General features: G+C 43.7%; 12 protein-coding genes. 2 read left to right on the top strand and 10 right to left on the bottom strand.

The window, feature by feature from the left end:
* Nucleotides 1-99 precede the first annotated feature (99 nt).
* From KTR06_RS13545 to KTR06_RS13525, 5 genes are all read right to left on the bottom strand, one after another.
* Nucleotides 100-1,215: an ABC transporter permease gene (locus KTR06_RS13545; protein WP_217290423.1), complete on the bottom strand. Its 1,116-nt coding sequence runs from the start codon at nucleotides 1,213-1,215 to the stop codon at nucleotides 100-102.
* 88 nt (nucleotides 1,216-1,303) lie between these two features.
* Nucleotides 1,304-2,407: an ABC transporter permease gene (locus KTR06_RS13540; RefSeq protein ID WP_141409352.1), complete on the bottom strand. Its 1,104-nt coding sequence runs from the start codon at nucleotides 2,405-2,407 to the stop codon at nucleotides 1,304-1,306.
* A 2-nt stretch (nucleotides 2,408-2,409) separates the two neighbouring features.
* On the bottom strand, nucleotides 2,410-3,879 hold the full coding sequence (locus KTR06_RS13535; protein WP_015530968.1) for an ATP-binding cassette domain-containing protein: 1,470 nt from the start codon (nucleotides 3,877-3,879) through the stop codon (nucleotides 2,410-2,412).
* Between the two features lie 17 nt (nucleotides 3,880-3,896).
* Nucleotides 3,897-4,808 (bottom strand): HlyD family secretion protein, encoded by a 912-nt coding sequence (locus tag KTR06_RS13530; RefSeq protein WP_055234766.1) that lies wholly within the window; start codon nucleotides 4,806-4,808, stop codon nucleotides 3,897-3,899.
* A gap of 16 nt (nucleotides 4,809-4,824) precedes the next feature.
* Nucleotides 4,825-6,084: a TolC family protein gene (locus KTR06_RS13525; RefSeq protein ID WP_032851512.1), complete on the bottom strand. Its 1,260-nt coding sequence runs from the start codon at nucleotides 6,082-6,084 to the stop codon at nucleotides 4,825-4,827.
* A gap of 161 nt (nucleotides 6,085-6,245) precedes the next feature.
* Here KTR06_RS13525 and KTR06_RS13520 point away from each other — a divergent pair, with 161 nt between their 5' ends.
* Entirely contained in the window at nucleotides 6,246-7,142 is an 897-nt protein-coding gene (locus KTR06_RS13520; protein ID WP_120069465.1) for a helix-turn-helix domain-containing protein, read from the top strand.
* A gap of 3 nt (nucleotides 7,143-7,145) precedes the next feature.
* Here KTR06_RS13520 and KTR06_RS13515 read toward each other — a convergent pair whose 3' ends face one another.
* The 5 genes from KTR06_RS13515 to glmS all read right to left on the bottom strand — a co-directional run bounded on the left by KTR06_RS13515 (nucleotide 7,146) and on the right by glmS (nucleotide 16,735).
* On the bottom strand, nucleotides 7,146-8,192 hold the full coding sequence (locus tag KTR06_RS13515) for a mannose-1-phosphate guanylyltransferase (protein ID WP_217290422.1): 1,047 nt from the start codon (nucleotides 8,190-8,192) through the stop codon (nucleotides 7,146-7,148).
* 205 nt (nucleotides 8,193-8,397) lie between these two features.
* Nucleotides 8,398-11,625, bottom strand: a complete 3,228-nt coding sequence (gene carB, locus KTR06_RS13510; RefSeq protein WP_217290421.1) for a carbamoyl-phosphate synthase (glutamine-hydrolyzing) large subunit — start codon at nucleotides 11,623-11,625, stop codon at nucleotides 8,398-8,400.
* A gap of 73 nt (nucleotides 11,626-11,698) precedes the next feature.
* A complete protein-coding gene (carA, locus tag KTR06_RS13505) occupies nucleotides 11,699-12,847 on the bottom strand; it encodes a glutamine-hydrolyzing carbamoyl-phosphate synthase small subunit (RefSeq protein ID WP_120069406.1) in 1,149 nt (382 codons plus the stop codon).
* A gap of 27 nt (nucleotides 12,848-12,874) precedes the next feature.
* Nucleotides 12,875-14,758: an amidophosphoribosyltransferase gene (locus KTR06_RS13500; protein ID WP_217290420.1), complete on the bottom strand. Its 1,884-nt coding sequence runs from the start codon at nucleotides 14,756-14,758 to the stop codon at nucleotides 12,875-12,877.
* 132 nt (nucleotides 14,759-14,890) lie between these two features.
* Nucleotides 14,891-16,735: a glutamine--fructose-6-phosphate transaminase (isomerizing) gene (glmS, locus tag KTR06_RS13495; protein WP_004315736.1), complete on the bottom strand. Its 1,845-nt coding sequence runs from the start codon at nucleotides 16,733-16,735 to the stop codon at nucleotides 14,891-14,893.
* Nucleotides 16,736-17,097: 362 nt separating this feature from the next.
* Between glmS and gltB the strand changes: the two genes are divergently transcribed.
* Nucleotides 17,098-21,693: a glutamate synthase large subunit gene (gene gltB, locus KTR06_RS13490; RefSeq protein ID WP_217290419.1), complete on the top strand. Its 4,596-nt coding sequence runs from the start codon at nucleotides 17,098-17,100 to the stop codon at nucleotides 21,691-21,693.
* Nucleotides 21,694-21,733 lie beyond the last annotated feature (40 nt).

Genomic DNA, 21,733 nt, shown 5'->3' with positions numbered 1-21,733 from the left:
TTAAAGGGAAACGAGCTGTTTTTTTATTGTCTTTGCAGGCAATGCCGCCTTATTAACATAACATACCCACAGGGTTTTCGGACTGACCCCTTATTATCTTCAGTTGTTCTTCCGATAACTAATTACCGCCCAACTATTAAACACGACTGCAAAAAGCAACAATATTCCGAACTGCGGCAGCAAATCAAAGAAACCACTCCCCTTCAGATATATCATTCGCATCACCTCCATAAAATACTTCAAAGGATTGAATATCGTTATTATTTGTGCCCATTCCGGCATGCTGCTAATGGGGGTAAACAAACCGCTCATCAAAATCACCACCAACAAACAGAACCACATAACAAACATTGATTGCTGCATCGTTGCTGAATAGTTGGAAATGACTAGTCCGAAGCCGGACATCATCAGAACAAAAAGAACCGCGAAAAAGTAAATCAACAGAAAATGCCCGACAGGTACTATGCCATAAATTAACCAGGCTAATATGAAACACACCGTCAGCACCAGAAAACCAATCAGCCAATAAGGCAAGAGCTTTGCCAGAATAAAGACAAACTTCGGAACCGGAGTCACATTGATTTGCTCTATTGTCCCCACTTCCTTCTCGCTAACCACATTCAACGCAGGCAGGAAACCACAAATCAAAGTCAACAACATGACCATCAATGCCGGAATCATATAGAGCTTATAGTTCAGATTCGGATTAAATAATCCCTGCGTATCAACCTGTATGGAAGGGAAAGTGCCGGAAACGGTAGCTGCTTCGGGATGTTCCGAACGTAGTTCGGCTGCATAATCATTAATGATAGAAGACAAATAAGAACTGCCCAGACCACCTTTCGTTCCATTCACGGCATTGGCCGCTATCAATACATGAGCATCCTCTCCATTCATCCAATCCCGTTCCAAATGCCTTGGAATTTCCATCACAATATCAGCCGTTCCAATTTCAATGTTTCGAAGACCTTCTTCATACGAGGCCGGTACTTCTACCAAGCGAAAGTAAGTGGAGGCAGCAATCTTATTCACTAAACGTTGTGAAATAGCCGAATGGTCATTATCCACAATATTCAGCTGTATATTCTTGATTTCCAGATTTACCGCCCAAGGCATCAATAGCATAATCATGCATGGAAATACAAGAATCAATTTCGGAAGAAACGAATTGCGAAGCAATTGTTTAAACTCTTTTTCTATCAGGAACTTTATCATAAATAATTCTTCAATTTGCTGATATGTTTATATGTCAATGCCATGTAGTATAACACAGCCAATTGGCACATTAACATATTATTCTTATCTACTCCAATCTATACTTGAATTTCTTGATACTAACCGTAATAAGTACCGTCGCCATCAATAATAAGATACCAATCTCCTTATATACCAATACAACAGGCACTCCTTCAATCATCAACTTTCGCACAGCCTGAATATACCAACGTGCCGGAAGTATATCCGAGATCCATTGAAGTATCAACGGCATACTCTCAATAGGGAAAATCATCCCCGATAAAAGCATCGTGGGCATCATCAACATCAAACCGGAAACCAGCATGGCCGCAACCTGTGTACGCGTGACTGATGAAATCAATAAGCCCAACGCCAAGGATACGAAGATAAACAACAAAGAGACGGTTATCAACCAGAACAAACTTCCTACTACCGGAACATCCAGCACAAAGACCGAAAGTAAAAGGATAGTAATCAGATTGACAAAAGACAATACAAAATAAGGCACAGCTTTTGCCAAAATAATAAATAGTGGCTTCACAGGCGAAACCAGTAATACTTCCATGGTCCCCGTCTCTTTTTCACGAACGATGGAAATCGAGGTCATCATAGCACAAATCAGCATCAAGATCAACCCCATTACCCCCGGAACAAAGTTATAAGCACTCTTCATTTGCGGGTTATACAACAGTTTTATATCCGACGTTAAACGGGCAGCCGACATATTGGGCGGCATCATTTCCTGACCTACCATAGAAACAATTCCCGTTGCATAATTAACCTGCGAAGTCGACATATTCGGATCTGTCGCATCTACTACCAGCTGCACACGAGCATCACCCGTATAGAGATCATCTATAAAACGTTCGCTAAAAACAATCGCCATATCAACCTTATTCTTCAGAAAAGCAGCTTCCATTTCCTGGGGCGAATGAAAACGCGTGGTAACAGTGAAATATTCACTGGCGTCCAAACGATCAATAATCTTTCGCGTCACCACATCATTAGAAGGATCGAGTACCGCCAACCGGACATTTTTCACCTCTGTACTGATGGCAAAACCGAATAGTATAATTTGTACAACCGGCATCCCCAACAAAATCAGCATGGTTCGCCGGTCACGGAAAATATGATAAAATTCCTTCTTTACAAAAGCTATAAACTGTCTCATAATCAATCTGCTTTGCGCACCGCACCGCGGGCTAATTGCTGAAAAACATCATCCATCGTTTCTGCACCGAATTGTTGCTTCAGACGGGCAGGTGTATCAAGAGCTTTAATCTGACCGTCCACCATGATAGATATCCGGTTACAATATTCCGCTTCATCCATATAATGGGTAGTGACAAATATGGTGATTCCCTGGTCGGCTGCCTGATAAATCAATTCCCAGAACTGCCTTCTCGTAGCGGGATCTACTCCACCCGTCGGCTCATCCAGAAAAACAATTCTCGGCTCGTGGAAGATTGAAACTGAAAAAGCTAGTTTCTGCTTCCACCCCACCGGAAGGCTCTTCACCAAAGTATCCCGCTCGTCAGCAAGCCCCAGGCGATCCAACAATTCTTCTGTCTTCCGCTCTATTTCTTGCTCTTTCATCCCATAAATCCCGGCAAACAGACGGATATTCTCCCACACTTTCAAATCTTCATACAGCGAAAATTTCTGGCTCATATAGCCGATATGCTTCTTTACTTGTTCAGCTTCCCGGAAAATATCATATCCTGCCACCTTTCCTATGCCTGATGTCGGTTTGCTCAATCCACAAAGCATGCGCATGGCTGTAGTCTTTCCGGCACCGTTAGCACCCAGGAAGCCAAATATCTCTCCCCGGTTCACCTGAAAGGAGATATGATCTACCGCTGTAAAATTACCAAAACACTTTGTCAACTGCTCCACTTCAATGACCGGAGCGGTTTCATGTCTCACCTCCTCCCGTTCCAAAGAAGGAGGACAAAGGATGGATGCAAATTGCTGAAGAATACGCTCGGGGGTATCAATGCCATGAATCTTTCCATGATTGATAAAAGCAATCCGGTCACATTGCCGGGCTTCATCCATGATGGGAGTAGAAACAACAATAGTAATACCCTGTTCCCGCAAGTTACGAAGCATTTGCCAAAATTCCTTGCGCGACACAGGATCCACTCCGGTAGTGGGTTCATCCAGGAATAAAATATCCGGTTTATGAATCAAAGCGCAACTCAATGCCAGTTTCTGCTTCATACCACCCGACAAAGCCCCTGCCCTTCTTTTCCTGAACGGTTCTATCTGCTGATAGATATCTTTAATTAAATCATAGTTCTCCTGAACAGTTGTATGGAATACGGTAGCGAAAAACTCCAGATTCTCCTCTACTGAAAGATCCTGGTAAAGTGAAAAACGACCGGGCATATATCCCACCTTCGTACGAATCTGTTTATATTCTGTTGCCACATCCAGTCCGCCAATCGTGGCCGTTCCCTTATCTGCCAGCAGCAAAGTAGTCAGAATACGGAATAAGGTACTCTTACCGGCACCGTCAGGACCTATCAGCCCAAAGATCTCTCCCCGTTCTACCACAAAAGAAACCTCTTTCAGCGCTTCCACCGTTCCATAGCTCTTGCCGACTCCTTTCACAACCACTATGGGTACATCCTTCTCCATCTCCCTGACTTTAATTTTTAATCTTCATTCTTTAATTTTACTCCGCCATACATACCAATCTTCAACGCTCCGTCATTCTTCACCGCAATCTTCACTGCATATACCAGATTAGCACGTTCATTCTTCGTCAGAATTGTTTTTGGAGTGAATTCCGAACGATCGGAAATCCAAGTCACTTCCCCCGGATAAGCTTTCTGCTCCGAGTTGCCATAGTCAGCATACACAGTCACTTGATCTCCCAGTTTCACTTTTGACAACTGTTCGGAAGTGATGTAAGCCCTCAAATACATACGATCCACTTCGCCCACCTTAAATAAAGGCTTGCCTATCGCCGCCAATTCACCGGCTTCCGCATATTTAGCCAATACTGTACCTGCGATAGGTGACTGAACATGACATTTAACTAACTGATCCTCCACTTGCGCTACCTGTATAGCAACCGAATTGCCTTGTTCTGTAAGGCTATTCGTACTATTACGCAACGATGATTCCTGTGCAACGAGCTGTCGTTCGAGTAATTTGACTTGCGCGTCCCAATCATCCAGTTGTTTTTGATTGGCCGCACCTGCAGCAAGCAAGTTTTCCACCCGTTTCCTCTCACGCTCTGCCGTGACAATTTGCTGCTTGGTAACGGCAATCTGTTTGGCAAGATCAGGACGCTGGTTTTCTACCGATTTCATACTGGCTTCCAATTGCAGTTTCTTTAAATACAATTGTACCGTATCTACCAACCCGATCTCCTCACCCGCTTCCAGCTTTGTTCCCTCTTCTACTTCTAGTCGTAGCAATTTTCCGGCAGCCTCGGCGGACACTATTACTTCCGTAGCTTCAAATGTACCGGTTGCGTCATAATCAGGTGTTCCATTTCCGCAGGCAGATAACATCATCAGCGTTATCCCCCACATTCCTATTTTTGTTATTCTTTTCATATCCGGAGAAGTTATATTAATAATTCGTTGTATATTTCAATTGATAAATTCCCATCAACCGTTGAATCTCATGCATGGCTTTCGACTGACGCGCCAAGCTCTCATTGGTCAGTTCACGTAACATTTCAGTCACAGTCAATGTTCCATTTGCCACCTTTGCTTCGGCAGCTTTACGGATATTCGTACGCAACCGGATAATTTCATCATCATCCCGCATTTGCTTCTCCAAAGAATGGATAGCCTGATCCTGCTGCGTCATTTCCAGTCTTGTATTGAAAAGGAATACATCCCGGTTATTATCCAGTTGCTGCCTTTTCTTCTCGATCACCCGACGGTCATTTTTCAAAGTATACAAACTACCGAAATTCCATGAAAGCCGGACACCTGCCATATAATAAGGAGAGAATTCATTCTTCAGCATATCCAATCCAGGATTTCCGTATGCCCCCTGCACAAACAGTCCGAACTGCGGAAGATGACGCACATTCAAAGCCTTCTCCTGCACTTGCAGTCCGGCTCCCTGTGCATCAAACAAAGCCAACTCCGGCCGACGAATCTCACTGACAGCTGAAACCATACTTTGAGGTACAGGCTTCTCCAGCACCGTCTCCGGAGATAGTGCTTCTCCTACCAACAGCGAAAGCATTTTCAAATAAGCTGCCCGTGATGATACTAAATCAATTCTTTTCTGTTTTGTATTCAGCTGCTCCACTTTCACTGCATCCAAATCAGCTTGATTGGCTATTCCATTTTCCACATAAGCAGTAATCTGACGATAATTTCTCTCTAGCTCATCTTGTAACAATGTATTCTGTTTGATTTGCTCGTCCAGCAGGAGAATTCCAAAATAAAGATCATTCACGCGGTCATTCAGCGCATACATATCTACATTCAGTTTTTCTTTTTCCACTTCAGCCTCTGCAATCGTCTGCTTCTTCTGCATACGGATTCCTCCCCCGTCCCATATCTTCTGTTGCAATTCCAACATGACCTGATATTGGTCTTTAGACAATCCTTTTAAATCTACTCCGGGAAGTTTTACCGGAATTTCTGTCACATCACTCTGATAAGAGGCCTTTGCCGAAAGAGCAAATTGAGGCAAATATCCCTTGGCTGCATTTTCCAGATTATATTCCTTTGTCTTCTCCACTAAGCCATACTGATGTACCAACGGATAATTGTCCTGCGTCTTCCGCTGACATTCTTCCAATGTAATCTGCGCATACGCTCCTGCTACATACAGTAAAAAGGAGAAACTGAAAATCATTCTTTTCATATCCATTATTTCTTTGGTTTCTTCGAAAGACAAAGATAGGGATTTCAAAGATATTGGTCATTTCCAAGAGTTGGTAAATGTGTTCCATTAGTTCGATAAAACAGAAAAAAGCAAATAAGTATGCCGCATTTTATTACCTTTGCCGGAAAAGAGAAAAGAAAATGGGACAAAAAGAACCGATAGAGTTAGCACTTAAATTATTAGACAATCTTAAAATTGTCCGGCATAACGAGCATCGTTATATATCTTCTGATTTCGGATTCGTCAATAGCTTTGTAAAGATGGAAACGACTCTTTTCTCACTCGGTCAACCGTATCGTATTAAAGAAGGGCGTATCGCATTCGTCAACCAAGGCTCTGCCCGAATTCTCATTAATCTGATCGAATATACCATCCAACCGGGATACATCGCAGTGATCGCTCCTAACTCCATTATTCAAATCACAGAGGTGTCTCCTGATTTTGATATGCAAATGATAGCAGCCGACCACAATTTCCTTCCTATATCCGGGAAAGACGATTTTTTTTCTTACCTTCTCCATCATCAGAAAAACATCATATTGTTACTATCTCCACAAGAACAGCAACAAATGGAACATTATTTCACCTTGATATGGGGAGTATTGCAGGAACCGCCATTCCGTAAAGAAGCTATACAACATCTTTTGGCCAGCCTCATCTATTATTTAGAATATATCGCTCAAAACAGTATTGAACTGAATTCTGCCCAGTTGACAAGACAGGAAGAGATTTTCCAACGTTTCATCTCTCTTGTCAATGTATACAGCAAGAAAGAACGTAACGTAAATTTCTATGCAGATAAGCTATGCCTCACTCCACGTTATCTGAATACTGTTATCCGACAGGCCAGTCAACAAACAGTAATGGACTGGATAAACCAGTCCATTATACTAGAAGCAAAAGTATTGCTAAAACATAGCAATCTGCTCGTTTATCAAGTTTCTGATGAATTAAATTTCCCTAATCCTTCTTTTTTCTCGAAGTTCTTTAAACGAATGACAGGAATGACACCACACGAATATCAACAAACGAAATAATCTTTATTTCGAGAACTCTTTAATCCGTTGTTCCTCTTCCAGTTTACAAATCAGTAATGTATTATCTTTCTCTGCGATGATATATCCATCCAGTCCTTGAACAACAACTCGTTTTTCTTCGCTGGCATGCACAATACAGTTCTTACTGTCATACAAACGTATATCGGTTCCTACCGTAGCATTTCCCGATTTATCCTGTGGTAAAAGACCGCGAAGTGCTCCCCATGTGCCTAAATCCGACCAGCCGAAAGAAGCCGGTAACACGTAAATTGCCTCCGCTTTTTCCATCACCGCATAGTCGATAGAAATACTTTCGCAAGTCGGGAATAACTTTTTGATTGTTTCATTTTCTTTTTCCGTATAGAAATCCGGGAAAATACGGTCAAAAATCTGTGCGATACCCGGAGCATATACACGCATCACGGAAGTGATAGTACGCACGTTCCACACAAAGATTCCCGCATTCCAGAAGTAATTACCTTCCGCCAAATACTTTTCAGCTGTCTCTTTATCGGGTTTTTCCTTGAATGCGTCTACTGTATAAATTTCTTTATCTGTTTGAAGCTGGTTGGCAGCAGCAATATATCCGTAGCCTGTCTCCGGACGAGTCGGCCGAATACCTATTGTGACAATAGCACTGCTATCATCCGTAAAACGAAGTGCTTTCTCCATCACTCTACGGAACTCGCCCGTATCGATGACTAATGCATCCGAAGGAGTTACTACAATATTAGCACGGGGATGCTTCTTTTTGATTTTCCAACAAGCAAATGCGATACAAGATGCAGTATTTCGTGCACAAGGTTCCGCTAAAATATTACTTTCCGGAATTTCCGGCAACTGCTCCCGAACAATATCAATGTATTTTTCAGAAGTTACCACCCACATATTTTCTCTGGGGCAAACACCATCAAACCGGTCTGCCGTCAATTGAATCAGTGACCGGCCACATCCCATTACATCAATAAATTGTTTAGGACATTCCGGAGTGCTCATCGGCCAGAAACGGCTCCCTATGCCACCAGCCATTATTACAACATGATTATCCATACCTATCATCCTCCTGTAAAAAAAAATATTATTTAAATAAGCGCGCAAGTTACATTAAAATGTCCAAAACAGCAAATAAAGACCAAGAGTATTTAATTTTCCAACTGAATAATCGAATAATTGTATTTCTACAATAATAGACAAAGGCCGCTCTCGAATAATAAGAACGACCTTTGTCTTTTCATTTCAATAGAATATAATCATCTTATTTATATTCTGCCCAGCTCTTGATAGCTATATCATCCACACTCATCGTACAGAAGGCATTGATAAACGCACTAGCCAGACGAGCGTTCGTAATCAACGGAATATTTAAATCAATGGCAGCACGACGGATTTTATACCCATTACTTAATTCTCCGGCTGTCAAGTTCTTCGGTATATTAACTACCATATCTATTTCCTTACTATGAAGCATCTCCAACGCCTGCGGATGTCCCTCTTCACTCGGCCAATAAACATGAGTACTCTCAATACCGCTCTCGGCAAGCGCTTTATGTGTACCGCCCGTCGCAAAGAGTTTATATCCCTTATTCACCAACATACGGGCTGCATCCATCATATCCGCTTTTTGCTTCATGGTACCTGTAGAAAGCAAGATATTCTTCTTCGGAATACGATAGCCTACAGAAAGCATTGCTTTCAATACAGCACAAGAAGTATCCATACCAATACAACCTACTTCACCGGTGGAAGCCATATCTACTCCCAACACCGGGTCGGCTTTCTGCAAACGGTTGAAAGAGAACTGTGAAGCTTTGATTCCCACATAGTCCAGTTCGAAAAGATTCTTTTCCGGTTTTTCGACAGGCAGGCCGAGCATAACCTTAGTTGCCAATTCAATAAAGTTGATCTTCAATACCTTGCTGACAAATGGGAAAGAACGACTGGCACGCAAGTTACATTCAATCACCTTGATATCATTGTCTTTCGCCAAATACTGAATATTAAACGGACCAGAGATATTTAAAGCCTTGGCAATCTCACGGCTGATACGCTTGATACGGCGAACAGTTTCCACATATAGCTTCTGTGGCGGGAACTGAATAGTCGCGTCACCGGAGTGTACTCCTGCAAATTCGATATGCTCACTAATAGCGTATGCCACAATTTCGCCATTCTGCGCCACGGCATCCATTTCTACTTCCTTGGCATGTTCAATAAACTGACTTACTACTACCGGATGTTTTTTCGAGACATTGGCTGCCAGTTTCAGGAAACGTTCCAGTTCTTCTTGATTGGAACAAACATTCATTGCAGCTCCCGAAAGCACGTATGACGGACGGACAAGTACAGGAAAACCTACTTCTTCAACAAACTCCTGAATGTCATCCATAGATGTTAATTCACGCCAACGGGGCTGATCCACACCGATACGGTCGAGCATGGCAGAGAATTTCTCACGATCTTCAGCGTTGTCAATGCTCTTGGCACTTGTGCCAAGGATATTGATATGCTGTGCATCCAGACGCAAAGCAAGATTATTTGGAATCTGACCACCGGTAGATACAATTACACCATGCGGATTCTCCAGTTCCAGAATATCCATCACACGTTCGAAAGTCAATTCATCGAAGTACAAGCGATCGCACATATCGTAGTCCGTAGATACGGTTTCAGGATTATAGTTAATCATCACGCTGCGCCATCCTTCTTTACGAATAGTATTTAAAGCCTGCACACCGCACCAGTCAAATTCTACGGAAGAGCCGATACGATAAGCGCCAGACCCTAATACGACAATGGATTTATGGTCGCCCAAGTAATGAACATCATTTGCCACACCGCTATAAGTAAGATACAGATAATTGGTTTGTGCCGGATATTCGGCTGCCAAAGTATCGATCTGCTTCACTACCGGAAGAATACCCGCCTCTTTACGATGTTTGCGGACATAAAGAATACCATCCTCCATATCACCTTCGTAGCCGATGGCACGTGCAACCTGGAAATCAGAGAAACCTTGAACCTTGGCTTTACGAAGCAGTTCGTTTGGCAGATCGGCAATCTGTTTGTGATTATTTCCCCAGCTATGCAGTTCTTCGGAAGTCTGCATGATATTCATCAATTTCTGAAGGAACCATTTATCAATCTTAGTCAGTTCGTGTACCTGATCGATGGTGTAGCCGGCACGAAAAGCCTTCGAGATAACAAAAATACGTTTATCAGTCGGTTCGCGCAAAGCCTTGTCGATGTCAGAAATAACTAGCTCCTTGTTTTCTACAAATCCGTGCATTCCCTGTCCGATCATGCGGAGCCCTTTCTGGATAGCTTCTTCAAAAGTACGACCGATAGCCATCACCTCACCGACAGATTTCATAGAAGATCCCAATTCTTTATCTACACCGTGGAATTTACCCAAATCCCAACGTGGAATCTTACATACAACATAATCCAGTGCCGGTTCGAAGAAAGCAGAAGTAGTCTTTGTTACAGAGTTCTTCAGGTCGAAGAGTCCATAACCCAGTCCCAATTTGGCCGCAACGAAAGCCAGCGGATAACCCGTTGCCTTAGATGCCAAAGCCGATGAACGGGAAAGACGGGCATTTACTTCAATCACCCGATAATCTTCGGATTCGGGGTCGAAGGCATATTGTACATTACATTCGCCCACAATACCGATGTGGCGGATGATACGTATTGCCAGTTCCCGAAGTTTATGATATTCTTTGTTCGTAAGCGTTTGTGACGGAGCAATAACGATAGATTCACCGGTATGAATACCCAGCGGGTCGAAGTTTTCCATATTACAAACGGTGATACAGTTGTCGAAACGGTCACGTACCACTTCATATTCCACTTCTTTCCAACCACGAAGAGATTTTTCCACCAATACCTGCGGAGAGAAAGAGAACGCTTTTTCTACAAGAATATCCAGCTGCTCTTCGTTATCACAGAAACCGGAGCCCAAGCCACCCAAAGCGTAAGCAGCACGAACAATTACGGGATACCCCAGTTCTTTTGCTGCGTGACGCGCATCTTCCGCATTTTCTACGGCTTCACTCTTAATGGTCTTTACATTGATTTCATTCAATTTCTGAACGAAAAGTTCACGATCCTCGGTATCCATAATGGCTTGTACCGGAGTACCAAGAACTTTTACATTATATTTTTCAAGAATACCTTCCTTATACAATGCCACTCCACAGTTCAAGGCTGTCTGACCACCGAACGCCAGCATAATACCTTCCGGTTTTTCTTTCTGAATCACTTTCTCTACGAAATACGGAGTCACCGGAAGGAAGTAGATTTGATCCGCCACTCCTTCGGACGTCTGTACCGTAGCAATATTAGGATTGATAAGAATCGTTTCAATGCCTTCTTCTTTCAAGGCTTTGAGTGCCTGCGAACCGGAATAGTCAAACTCACCGGCCTCACCGATCTTCAGGGCACCGGAACCCAACAGCAATACTTTCTTTATATTTTCTTTCATTGATTCTACTTTCTGGTTCACCACAGATTACACAGATTAACACAGATTTTTTATAATCCGTGATGAATATGGGTTATAATAGTTTTACAAATTCGTCGAACAGGAATTCCGTATCCGTAGGTCCACTCGCTGCTTCCGGATGGAATTGTGCAGAAAACCAAGGGTTTCTTTTATGCTTGATTCCTTCGTTAGAGCCATCATTCATATTAATAAATAACGGTTCCCAATCTGCACTCAACGTATTATTGTCTACGGCATAACCGTGATTTTGCGAGGTGATGAAGCAACGTTCAGTGCCTACCATACGCACCGGTTGGTTGTGGCTACGGTGACCGTATTTCAATTTATAAATCTTGGCTCCTCCCGCTTTCGAAAGCAGTTGGTTACCCATGCAGATTCCGAAAATAGGCAGTTTCTCATTTGCCATCGCCTTGCGGATATTCTGCACCGCAGCATCACAGGTATCCGGATCCCCCGGTCCGTTAGAAATAAACAGTCCGTCAAATTCGAGTCCGTTATAATCATAATCCCAAGGTACACGGATCACCTCTACATTACGTTTCAGCAGACAACGAATGATATTAGTCTTCACACCGCAATCTACCAGGACGACCTTTTTAAGTTGTGAGTTAAAACCTGAAAGTTGAGAGTTGAGTTGCTCAATAGGAGTCGTTAATGGGAAAGAATGAGAGGTTCCGTCGGGAAGATAAGAAATTATTTCCTTACAACTTACCCTGTCCACATAATTAATATCTTCATAACTCTCAACTCTCAACTCTCCATTCTCAACTTCTTCAAATACTATTTTCCCCATCATTACTCCATGTTCACGAAGCACTTTAGTCAGCTCGCGCGTATCAATGCCTGTAATGCCGGGAACTTGCTCCCGTTTCAACCAGTCACCGAGGCTCTCCACAGCGTTCCAATGGCTGTATTCATAAGAATAGTCACTTACGATAATCGCTTCCGCGTGGATCTTTTCACTTTCCATGAAAGTGGCAAGTCCATTCGGCTCGATAGTAAAAGGAGGAACACCGTAGTTACCTACCAAAGGATAGGTAAGCGTCATCAACTGTCCGGCGTATGAAGGGTCAGTGAGGCTCTCCGGGTATCCGGTCATGGCAGTATTAAACACTACTTCGCCCGCCACCGGCTTCTCGTAGCCAAACGACTTACCGGAAAACCGGCTCCCGTCGTCAAGGATTAATGTCACATTTCTCATTCTTATTATTGAATCGTTGTATGGTTGTTAGAATTGATACATTTGTTCTATATAGTCGATGAACGCCCGGTTCACCATTTTCACACCACCCGGTGTAGGGTAGTTACCGCTAAAATACCAGTCGCCTTTATGATGCGGACAAGCCTCGTGCAATCCCTCCAACGGTTGATAGACGATTTCCACTTTCGCCTTGGTTCCCTTGGGTGTCAGCAGTTCTACCATTTTGGCAGAGATTTCCTCATCAGTGAACGGAGCATAAATGTCTTTCACATAGTTTACCATCTGCTCTTTCGGCAGTCCTACCTGCTCTTTCGATTTACGGTAGGCGGCCGCAATTACATCTTTCATATCCCGTTCCTTTAAAAGTTCGACAGCAGCCCTGAAGGCGATAAACTCGCTCATCTTTGCCATATCAATACCGTAATAGTCAGGATAACGCACCTGCGGAGAAGAAGATACAATGACAATCTTCTTCGGACCGAGACGGTCGAGAATACCGATAATACTTTGTTTCAGCGTAGTGCCACGCACAATGCTGTCATCGATAATCACCAGATTATCAACACCGGGTACAAGACTTCCGTATGTAATATCATACACATGGGCAGCCAAATCATTACGACTGTTTCCTTCGGCGATGAACGTACGGAGCTTAATATCCTTGATTGCCACCTTTTCGCTGCGAATACGACGGGAAAGAATAACTTCCAATTCCTCCATATTCGGGTTATGCCCCAATGCAGCGATCTGCTGCACTTTCTCCTCATTCAAGTAATCATCCAGTCCCTGCAACATTCCATAGAAAGCAACCTCCGCAGTGTTGGGAATAAAAGAGAAGACCGTATGATCGATATCATTATTGATTGCTTTCAATATTCTCGGAACCAACTTTTCGCCCAGCCGTTTCCTTTCTTTATAAATATCGACGTCACTGCCACGGGAAAAATAGATACGTTCGAAGGAACAAGCCTGATTTTCGCGCGGCTTATTGATTTGCGAAGTACGTATCTTACCTTCTTTGCTAATCAACAATGCCTGCCCCGGTTGCAGTTCCTTGATTTCCTCAAACGGAACATTCAAAGCTGTCTGGATAACCGGACGTTCGGAAGCAAGAACAGCAATCTCGTCATCCTGATACCAAAATGCAGGCCGGATGCCCCACGGGTCACGGATAGCGAAAGATTCACCGCTTCCGGTCAATCCACAAATAACATACCCCCCATCCCATTCGCGACTGGAAGTACGCAGTACGTTTGCCAAATCAATATATTCTTCTATATAATGCGTGATGCCCATGCCCGTAAGCCCTTCGGCTTCGGCAAGATTGAATACACGCTCCACTTCACGGTCAAGACGGTGTCCCACCTGTTCCAACATGATATATGTATCGGCATATTTACGCGGATGCTGGCCAATGGCAGTGATACGGGCAAATATTTCGTCCATATTCGTCATATTGAAGTTTCCGCAAAGAGCGAGATTCTTGGCACGCCAGTTATTTCTTCTTAAAAATGGATGCACGTATGAAATTCCGGATTTTCCCGTAGTGGAATAACGAAGATGCCCCATATATACTTCCCCGGCAAAAGGCAGGACTCGTTTGGCATACGCAGCATCATGCAACTGTTCGGGAGTGAGCTCCTTAAAATTGTTTTGAACATTTTCAAAGATCTCCGTAATAGCTCCGGAGCCTAAAGCACGTTCACGAAACATATATTCTTCACCCGGATTTGCTTCCAGTTTCACACATGCCAGTCCCGCACCTTCCTGTCCACGGTTATGTTGTTTCTCCATTAACAGGTAGAGCTTATTAAGACCGTACATCCATGTTCCGTACTTTTTCTCGTAATACTCCAACGGTTTAAGCAAGCGTATCATGGCAACGCCACATTCATGTTTCAATTGTTCCATCTATACTATTTACGATTTGACGATTTACTATTTACGATTTAAATTACCACCTGCCAATCAAACAACTTACTATCTATCATTGATTCTTCAATCGTAAATAGTAAATAGTAAATTGTCTAATTGTAAATCACATTACTCCACCGTTACCGACTTCGCCAGATTTCTCGGCTGGTCTACATCCATCCCCTTACATACCGCAATGTGATAAGCAAGAAGTTGGAGAGGTACCGTAGTAATTAACGGATCGAGACACTCTATTGTTTCAGGAAGTTCGATACTACAATCGGCAATCTTGCTGATAACCGTATCTCCCTTCGTAACGAACGCAATCACTTTTCCCTTCCTCGCCTTGATCTCCTGAATATTACTTAGCACTTTTTCGTACAGTCCATTCTGCGTAGCAATCACCACTACCGGCATTTCCGCGTCAATCAAGGCAATCGGTCCGTGCTTCATCTCGGCAGCCGGATAACCTTCGGCGTGAATATACGATATTTCTTTCAATTTCAATGCACCTTCCAAGGCAACAGGATAACTATATCCGCGTCCCAGGTAAATAAAGTTATGCGCATACGTGAAAGTTTTCGATAACTCCGCCAGGGTATCATTCAGTTTCAGCACTTCTTTCATCTTCTCCGGAATATGATTTAATTCCTGTACTATTGAAAGATAATGCCGTTCGTCAATTGTTCCTTTCGCTTTGGCAAGCGTCAATGCCAGCATTGCCAACACAGTGACTTGTCCGGTAAACGCTTTGGTGGAAGCGACTCCGATTTCCGGACCTACGTGGATATACGAACCGGTGTGAGTAGCACGGGGAATAGAAGACCCGATAGCATTGCAAATACCATATATAAATGCTCCGCGGCTTTTTGCCAATTCCACAGCAGCCAAAGTATCCGCAGTCTCACCACTTTGGGAGATTGCTATCACTACATCCTGTCCGTCAATCACCGGATCACGGTAACGGAATTCGGAAGCATACTCCACTTCCACCGGTATGCGGCAGAAACTTTCAATCAGATGCTTACCAATCAGTCCGGCATGCCAGGAAGTTCCACAGGCAACGATAATAAACCGCTTGGCATTCAGTAGCTTTTCCCGATGATCGATCACAGCGGAAAGTACCACATTATCTGCTTCCACATTGATACGTCCGCGCATACAATCATGAATACAATCGGGCTGTTCGAAAATCTCTTTCAACATAAAATGCGGATATCCCCCTTTTTCCAGCTGGCCGAGATTAAGCTCCACTTTTTTAATTTCAGGTGTCATTTCAACATTACTCAAATTGACCACCTTCAATTCTTTTCCCAGATGGAGAACAGCAATTTCTCCGTCTTCCAGATAAACCACCTTATCTGTATATTCTACAATCGGAGTGGCATCCGAAGCAAGGAAGAACTCGTCCGCTCCAATCCCCACTACCAGCGGGCTACTCTTACGGGCAGCAATAATCTCATCGGGATGCTCTTTATCAAGAATCGCAATCGCATAGGCACCAATCACTTCTCCCAACGCCAATTGAACGGCTGTCAGCAAACTGACTTGATTAGTGACTTTCATGTATTCTATTAATTGAACAAGGACTTCGGTATCTGTACTACTTTTAAAAATATAGCCTTTGGCTTGAAGTTTTTCTTTGAGAACGGCGTAGTTTTCAATAATACCGTTATGAATGAGAGCGAGCTTTTCGGAAGAAGAGTAATGAGGGTGGGCGTTAGCGGAACAAGGTTCCCCGTGAGTAGCCCAACGAGTATGGGCAATTCCGATTGTACCGGAAATATCTTTTTGTGTGACGAAATTTTCAAGATCGGAGACTTTTCCTTTCGTCTTATACACATTTAACTGTCGGTCATCACTGATGATTGCTACCCCCGCGCTATCATATCCACGATACTCCAGTCGCTTCAGCCCTTTTATAAGGATAGGGTAGGCTTTTCGTTTACCAATATAGCCTACTATTCCACACATATTATGATATTTTTATTTCGACCGCAAATATACACATTACAAATAACATAAAGACAACAAAAAGCATATTTATTTGACAGAAACGCATAAAAAAGTTGTAAACACATCAAAAAGTTAAATAATATATTATTTTTAGCTCAAAAAGAAACAAATTACAATTAGATCACCATTCACCCAAAAGAGCTAACAAATTAAAAGTAAATCTCCTTCTTTTAATTACAAATTAGAAGAAGACAGGCTCTTCTTTTAATTTCGCGTTACAGAAAACTTACATTTTACTATCATTTTGAAATTAAACTACTAACTTTGCCGAACAAATTGACACTTCAATTAGGTATTATCATACAATAAAGCTAGTAAGAATGAAGAAACAAGAACTTTTTAACAACGTAACAGAAGGATCCCCTTACCAACGACAGCCCAAACAGATGGGCTTGTACAATGCGGCATACGAACACGATGCCTGCGGTGTTGGTATGCTGGTAAACATTCATGGAGAAAAGTCACACGACATTGTTGAGTCGGCTTTAAAGGTATTAGAGAACATGCGCCACCGCGGCGCCGAAGGTGCGGATAACAAAACCGGCGACGGTGCAGGTATCATGTTGCAAATTCCGCATGAGTTTATTTTATTGCAAGGTATTCCTGTACCCGAAAAAGGACGGTACGGCACAGGATTGCTATTTTTGCCGAAAAATGAGAAAGACCAGGCAGCCATTTTAAGTATCATTATTGAAGAAATTGAAAAAGAAGGACTCACATTGATGCATCTGCGCAATGTGCCCACCTGCCCTGAAATTCTAGGAGAATCTGCTTTGGCAAACGAACCTGACATCAAGCAGGTGTTTATCACCGGATTTACAGAAACGGAAACGGCCGACCGGAAGTTATATCTGATCCGGAAAAGAATCGAGAATAAGGTCAGACTGTCATCCATTCCGACAAAGGACGATTTTTATGTTGTTTCGCTTTCTACAAAAAACATTATATATAAAGGTATGCTTTCGTCGTTGCAACTGCGCAACTACTATCCGGACCTGACGAATAGCTATTTTACCAGCGGACTAGCACTGGTGCACTCCCGTTTCAGTACCAATACATTCCCTACATGGGGATTGGCACAACCATTCCGCCTTCTGGCACACAACGGTGAAATCAACACAATCCGTGGTAACCGCGGATGGATGGAAGCCCGCGAAAGCGTACTCTCCACTCCTACCTTGGGTGACATAAAAGAACTTCGCCCGATTATACAACCGGGCATGAGCGACAGTGCTTCCCTGGACAATGTACTGGAGTTCCTGGTGATGTCGGGGTTGAGCCTGCCACACGCTATGGCTATGCTCGTGCCGGAATCTTTCAACGAAAAGAATCCCATCAGCGAGGATCTGAAATCATTCTACGAATACCACTCTATCCTGATGGAACCGTGGGACGGACCGGCTGCACTTCTCTTCAGTGACGGACGATTTGCCGGAGGTATGCTCGACCGCAACGGTCTGCGCCCTGCCCGTTATCTGATTACTAAAAACGATATGATGGTAGTGGCTTCGGAAGTCGGTGTGATGGATTTCGAACCGGGAGACATCAAAGAAAAAGGTCGTTTACAACCCGGTAAGATTTTGCTGGTAGATACGGAAAAAGGTGAAATTTATTATGATGGCGAACTGAAAAAACAGTTGGCTGAAGCCAAACCTTACCGCACCTGGTTGTCTACGAACCGAATCGAACTGGATGAACTGAAGAGCGGACGCAAAGTACCTCATCATGTAGAAAACTACGACTGTATGCTTCGCACTTTCGGCTACTCCAAAGAGGATATCGAAAAACTGATTATGCCGATGGCAAGCAGCGGAGCAGAACCGATCCATTCAATGGGTAATGATACTCCGTTAGCTGTACTTTCGGATAAGCCGCAATTGCTTTACAACTATTTCCGGCAGCAATTTGCACAAGTGACCAATCCTCCCATCGACCCGCTCCGCGAAGAACTGGTAATGTCATTAACAGAATACATCGGGGCAGTCGGCATGAATATTCTAACACCCAGCGAAAGTCATTGCAAAATGGTCCGCCTGAATCATCCGATTTTGAGCAACACACAACTGGATATTCTTTGTAATATCCGCTATAAAGGCTTCAAAACGGTCAAACTGCCCATGTTATTTGAAGCAGCGAAAGAGAAAGCCGGATTGCAGGAGGCACTGAACAGCCTCTGTAAAATGGCGGAAGAATCTGTGACGGAAGGCGTAAACTACATTGTCCTGACCGACCGTGACGTGGATATTACCCATGCTGCTATTCCTTCATTGCTGGCAGTAAGCGCCGTTCATCACCATCTGATTTCAGTCGGCAAACGTGTACAAACAGCATTGATTGTAGAAAGCGGTGAAATACGTGAGGTGATGCACGCTGCGTTATTACTGGGTTTCGGAGCAAGTGCCCTGAATCCTTACATGGCATTTGCCGTTCTCGACCGCTTGGTTAAAGACAGGGATATTCAGTTGGATTATGCCACTGCTGAAAAGAATTATATCAAATCCATCTGCAAAGGCTTGTTTAAAATCATGAGTAAAATGGGGATCTCTACCATCCGCTCTTATCGTGGTGCAAAGATCTTCGAAGCCGTCGGTTTGAGCGAAGAATTGAGTAAGGCCTATTTCGGTGGACTCGGTTCGCCCATCGGAGGTATTCGCTTGGAAGAAATAGCCAGAGATGCCATCGCTTTCCATGAGGAAGGATTTTCAGAAATCAAAAATGGAAATGAAGGCACACAAAGTAATTCCCAATCTTCCACTTTCAACTTTCCATTATTAAAAAACAACGGTTTGTATGCTTTCCGTAAAGACGGAGAAGAGCATGCATGGAATCCGGAAACAATCAGTACGCTGCAATTGGCTACACGGATGGGGAGTTATAAGAAATTTAAAGAATATACTCATTTGGTAGACGAAAAAGAAAAGCCTATTTTCCTTCGTGACTTTCTGGGATTCCGTCGTAACCCGATTTCGATCGATCAGGTAGAACCGGTGGAAAACATTCTGCATCGTTTCGTCACGGGGGCCATGTCTTTTGGTTCTATCAGCAAAGAGGCTCACGAGGCAATGGCTATTGCCATGAATAAAATTCACGGACGCAGTAATACCGGTGAAGGTGGCGAGGACGCTGCCCGTTTCCAACCGCTGCCCGATGGCAGTTCCTTACGAAGTGCAATCAAGCAGGTAGCTTCCGGACGTTTCGGTGTAACGGCAGAATATCTGGTTAATGCGGATGAGATTCAGATTAAGATAGCACAGGGAGCAAAGCCGGGTGAAGGCGGACAACTTCCAGGATTTAAAGTGAATGATGTGATTGCAAAAACACGCCATTCCATTCCGGGAATTTCACTGATTTCTCCCCCACCTCATCATGATATTTATTCAATTGAGGATTTGGCACAATTAATCTTCGATCTGAAAAATGTAAATCCACAGGCCAAAATCAGTGTGAAACTGGTAGCAGAAAGCGGCGTCGGTACAATTGCGGCCGGGGTGGCAAAAGCAAAGGCGGACCTGATTGTCATCTCCGGTGCTGAAGGGGGAACAGGTGCTTCTCCGGCTTCTTCTATCCGTTATGCGGGCATCTCACCGGAATTGGGATTGAGCGAGACACAACAAACATTGGTTTTGAACGGACTTCGTGGGCAAGTAGTTCTGCAAGCCGACGGACAACTGAAAACCGGACGTGACATCATCTTAATGGCGCTAATGGGTGCCGAAGAATATGGCTTCGCCACCTCGGCATTGATTGTATTAGGGTGTGTAATGATGCGCAAATGCCATCAGAATACTTGTCCGGTGGGAGTTGCCACACAGAATGAGGAATTACGTAAACGCTTTCATGGGCGTAGTGAATATTTGGTAAATTTCTTCACATTCCTGGCACAGGAGGTCCGCGAGCATTTGGCCGAAATGGGATTCACCAGAATGGATGATATTATCGGACGCACAGACTTGATCGAACGCAAGTCCGTTGCCAACGACCCGAATCCGAAACATGCATTAATCGACTTCACCAAATTGCTGGCACGCATTGATAACAACGCGGCTATCCGCCATGTCATCGATCAGGATCATGGTGTTTCTACTGTAAAGGATGTAACCCTCATTGATGCGGCACAGGAAGCTATTGAACATGAGAAAGAGATTTCTTTAGAATATACGATTGCCAATACAGACCGTGCAATAGGTGCGATGCTCTCCGGAGTGATCGCCAAGAAATACGGTGGCAAAGGATTGCCGGAACATACGCTGAATGTGAAGTTCAAAGGCTCGGCAGGTCAGTCTTTCGGGGCTTTCCTCGTACCGGGAGTTAACTTTAAACTGGAAGGTGAAGCAAACGATTATCTGGGTAAAGGATTGAGCGGCGGACGCATCTCCGTATTGCCTCCTATCCGCAGCAACTTCGAAGCCGAAAAGAATACAATTGCCGGTAATACCTTGCTTTATGGAGCAACAAGCGGTGAAGTATATATCAACGGTCGTGTAGGAGAACGCTTCGCAGTTCGTAACTCCGGTGCAGTTGCCGTAGTGGAAGGTGTGGGCGACCATTGTTGCGAATACATGACAGGAGGTCGTGTGGTAGTCCTCGGACAAACCGGACGTAACTTTGCAGCCGGTATGAGTGGCGGTGTGGCTTATGTATGGAACAAGGATGGCAACTTCGATTATTTCTGCAACATGGAAATGGTGGAACTGTCACTCATCGAAGAAGCCAGCTACCGGAAGGAGCTACACGAACTAATCCGCCAACATTATCTGTACACAGGCTCAAAACTTGCCCGTACCATGCTTGACAACTGGAATCATTATGCAGACCAGTTCATCCAAGTAGTACCCATCGAATACAAAAAAGTATTGCAGGAGGAACAGATGAGAAAATTACAACAAAAAATTGCAGACATGCAAAGAGACTATTAGATTTACAATTTGACTATTTACAATTTACTATTTGAATGTA

Origin of the sequence: Bacteroides sp. MSK.20.12 (genome assembly GCF_019052435.1) — a bacterium.
GTDB lineage: Bacteria > Bacteroidota > Bacteroidia > Bacteroidales > Bacteroidaceae > Bacteroides > Bacteroides xylanisolvens.
This window is presented reverse-complemented; position numbering and strand designations above follow the sequence as displayed.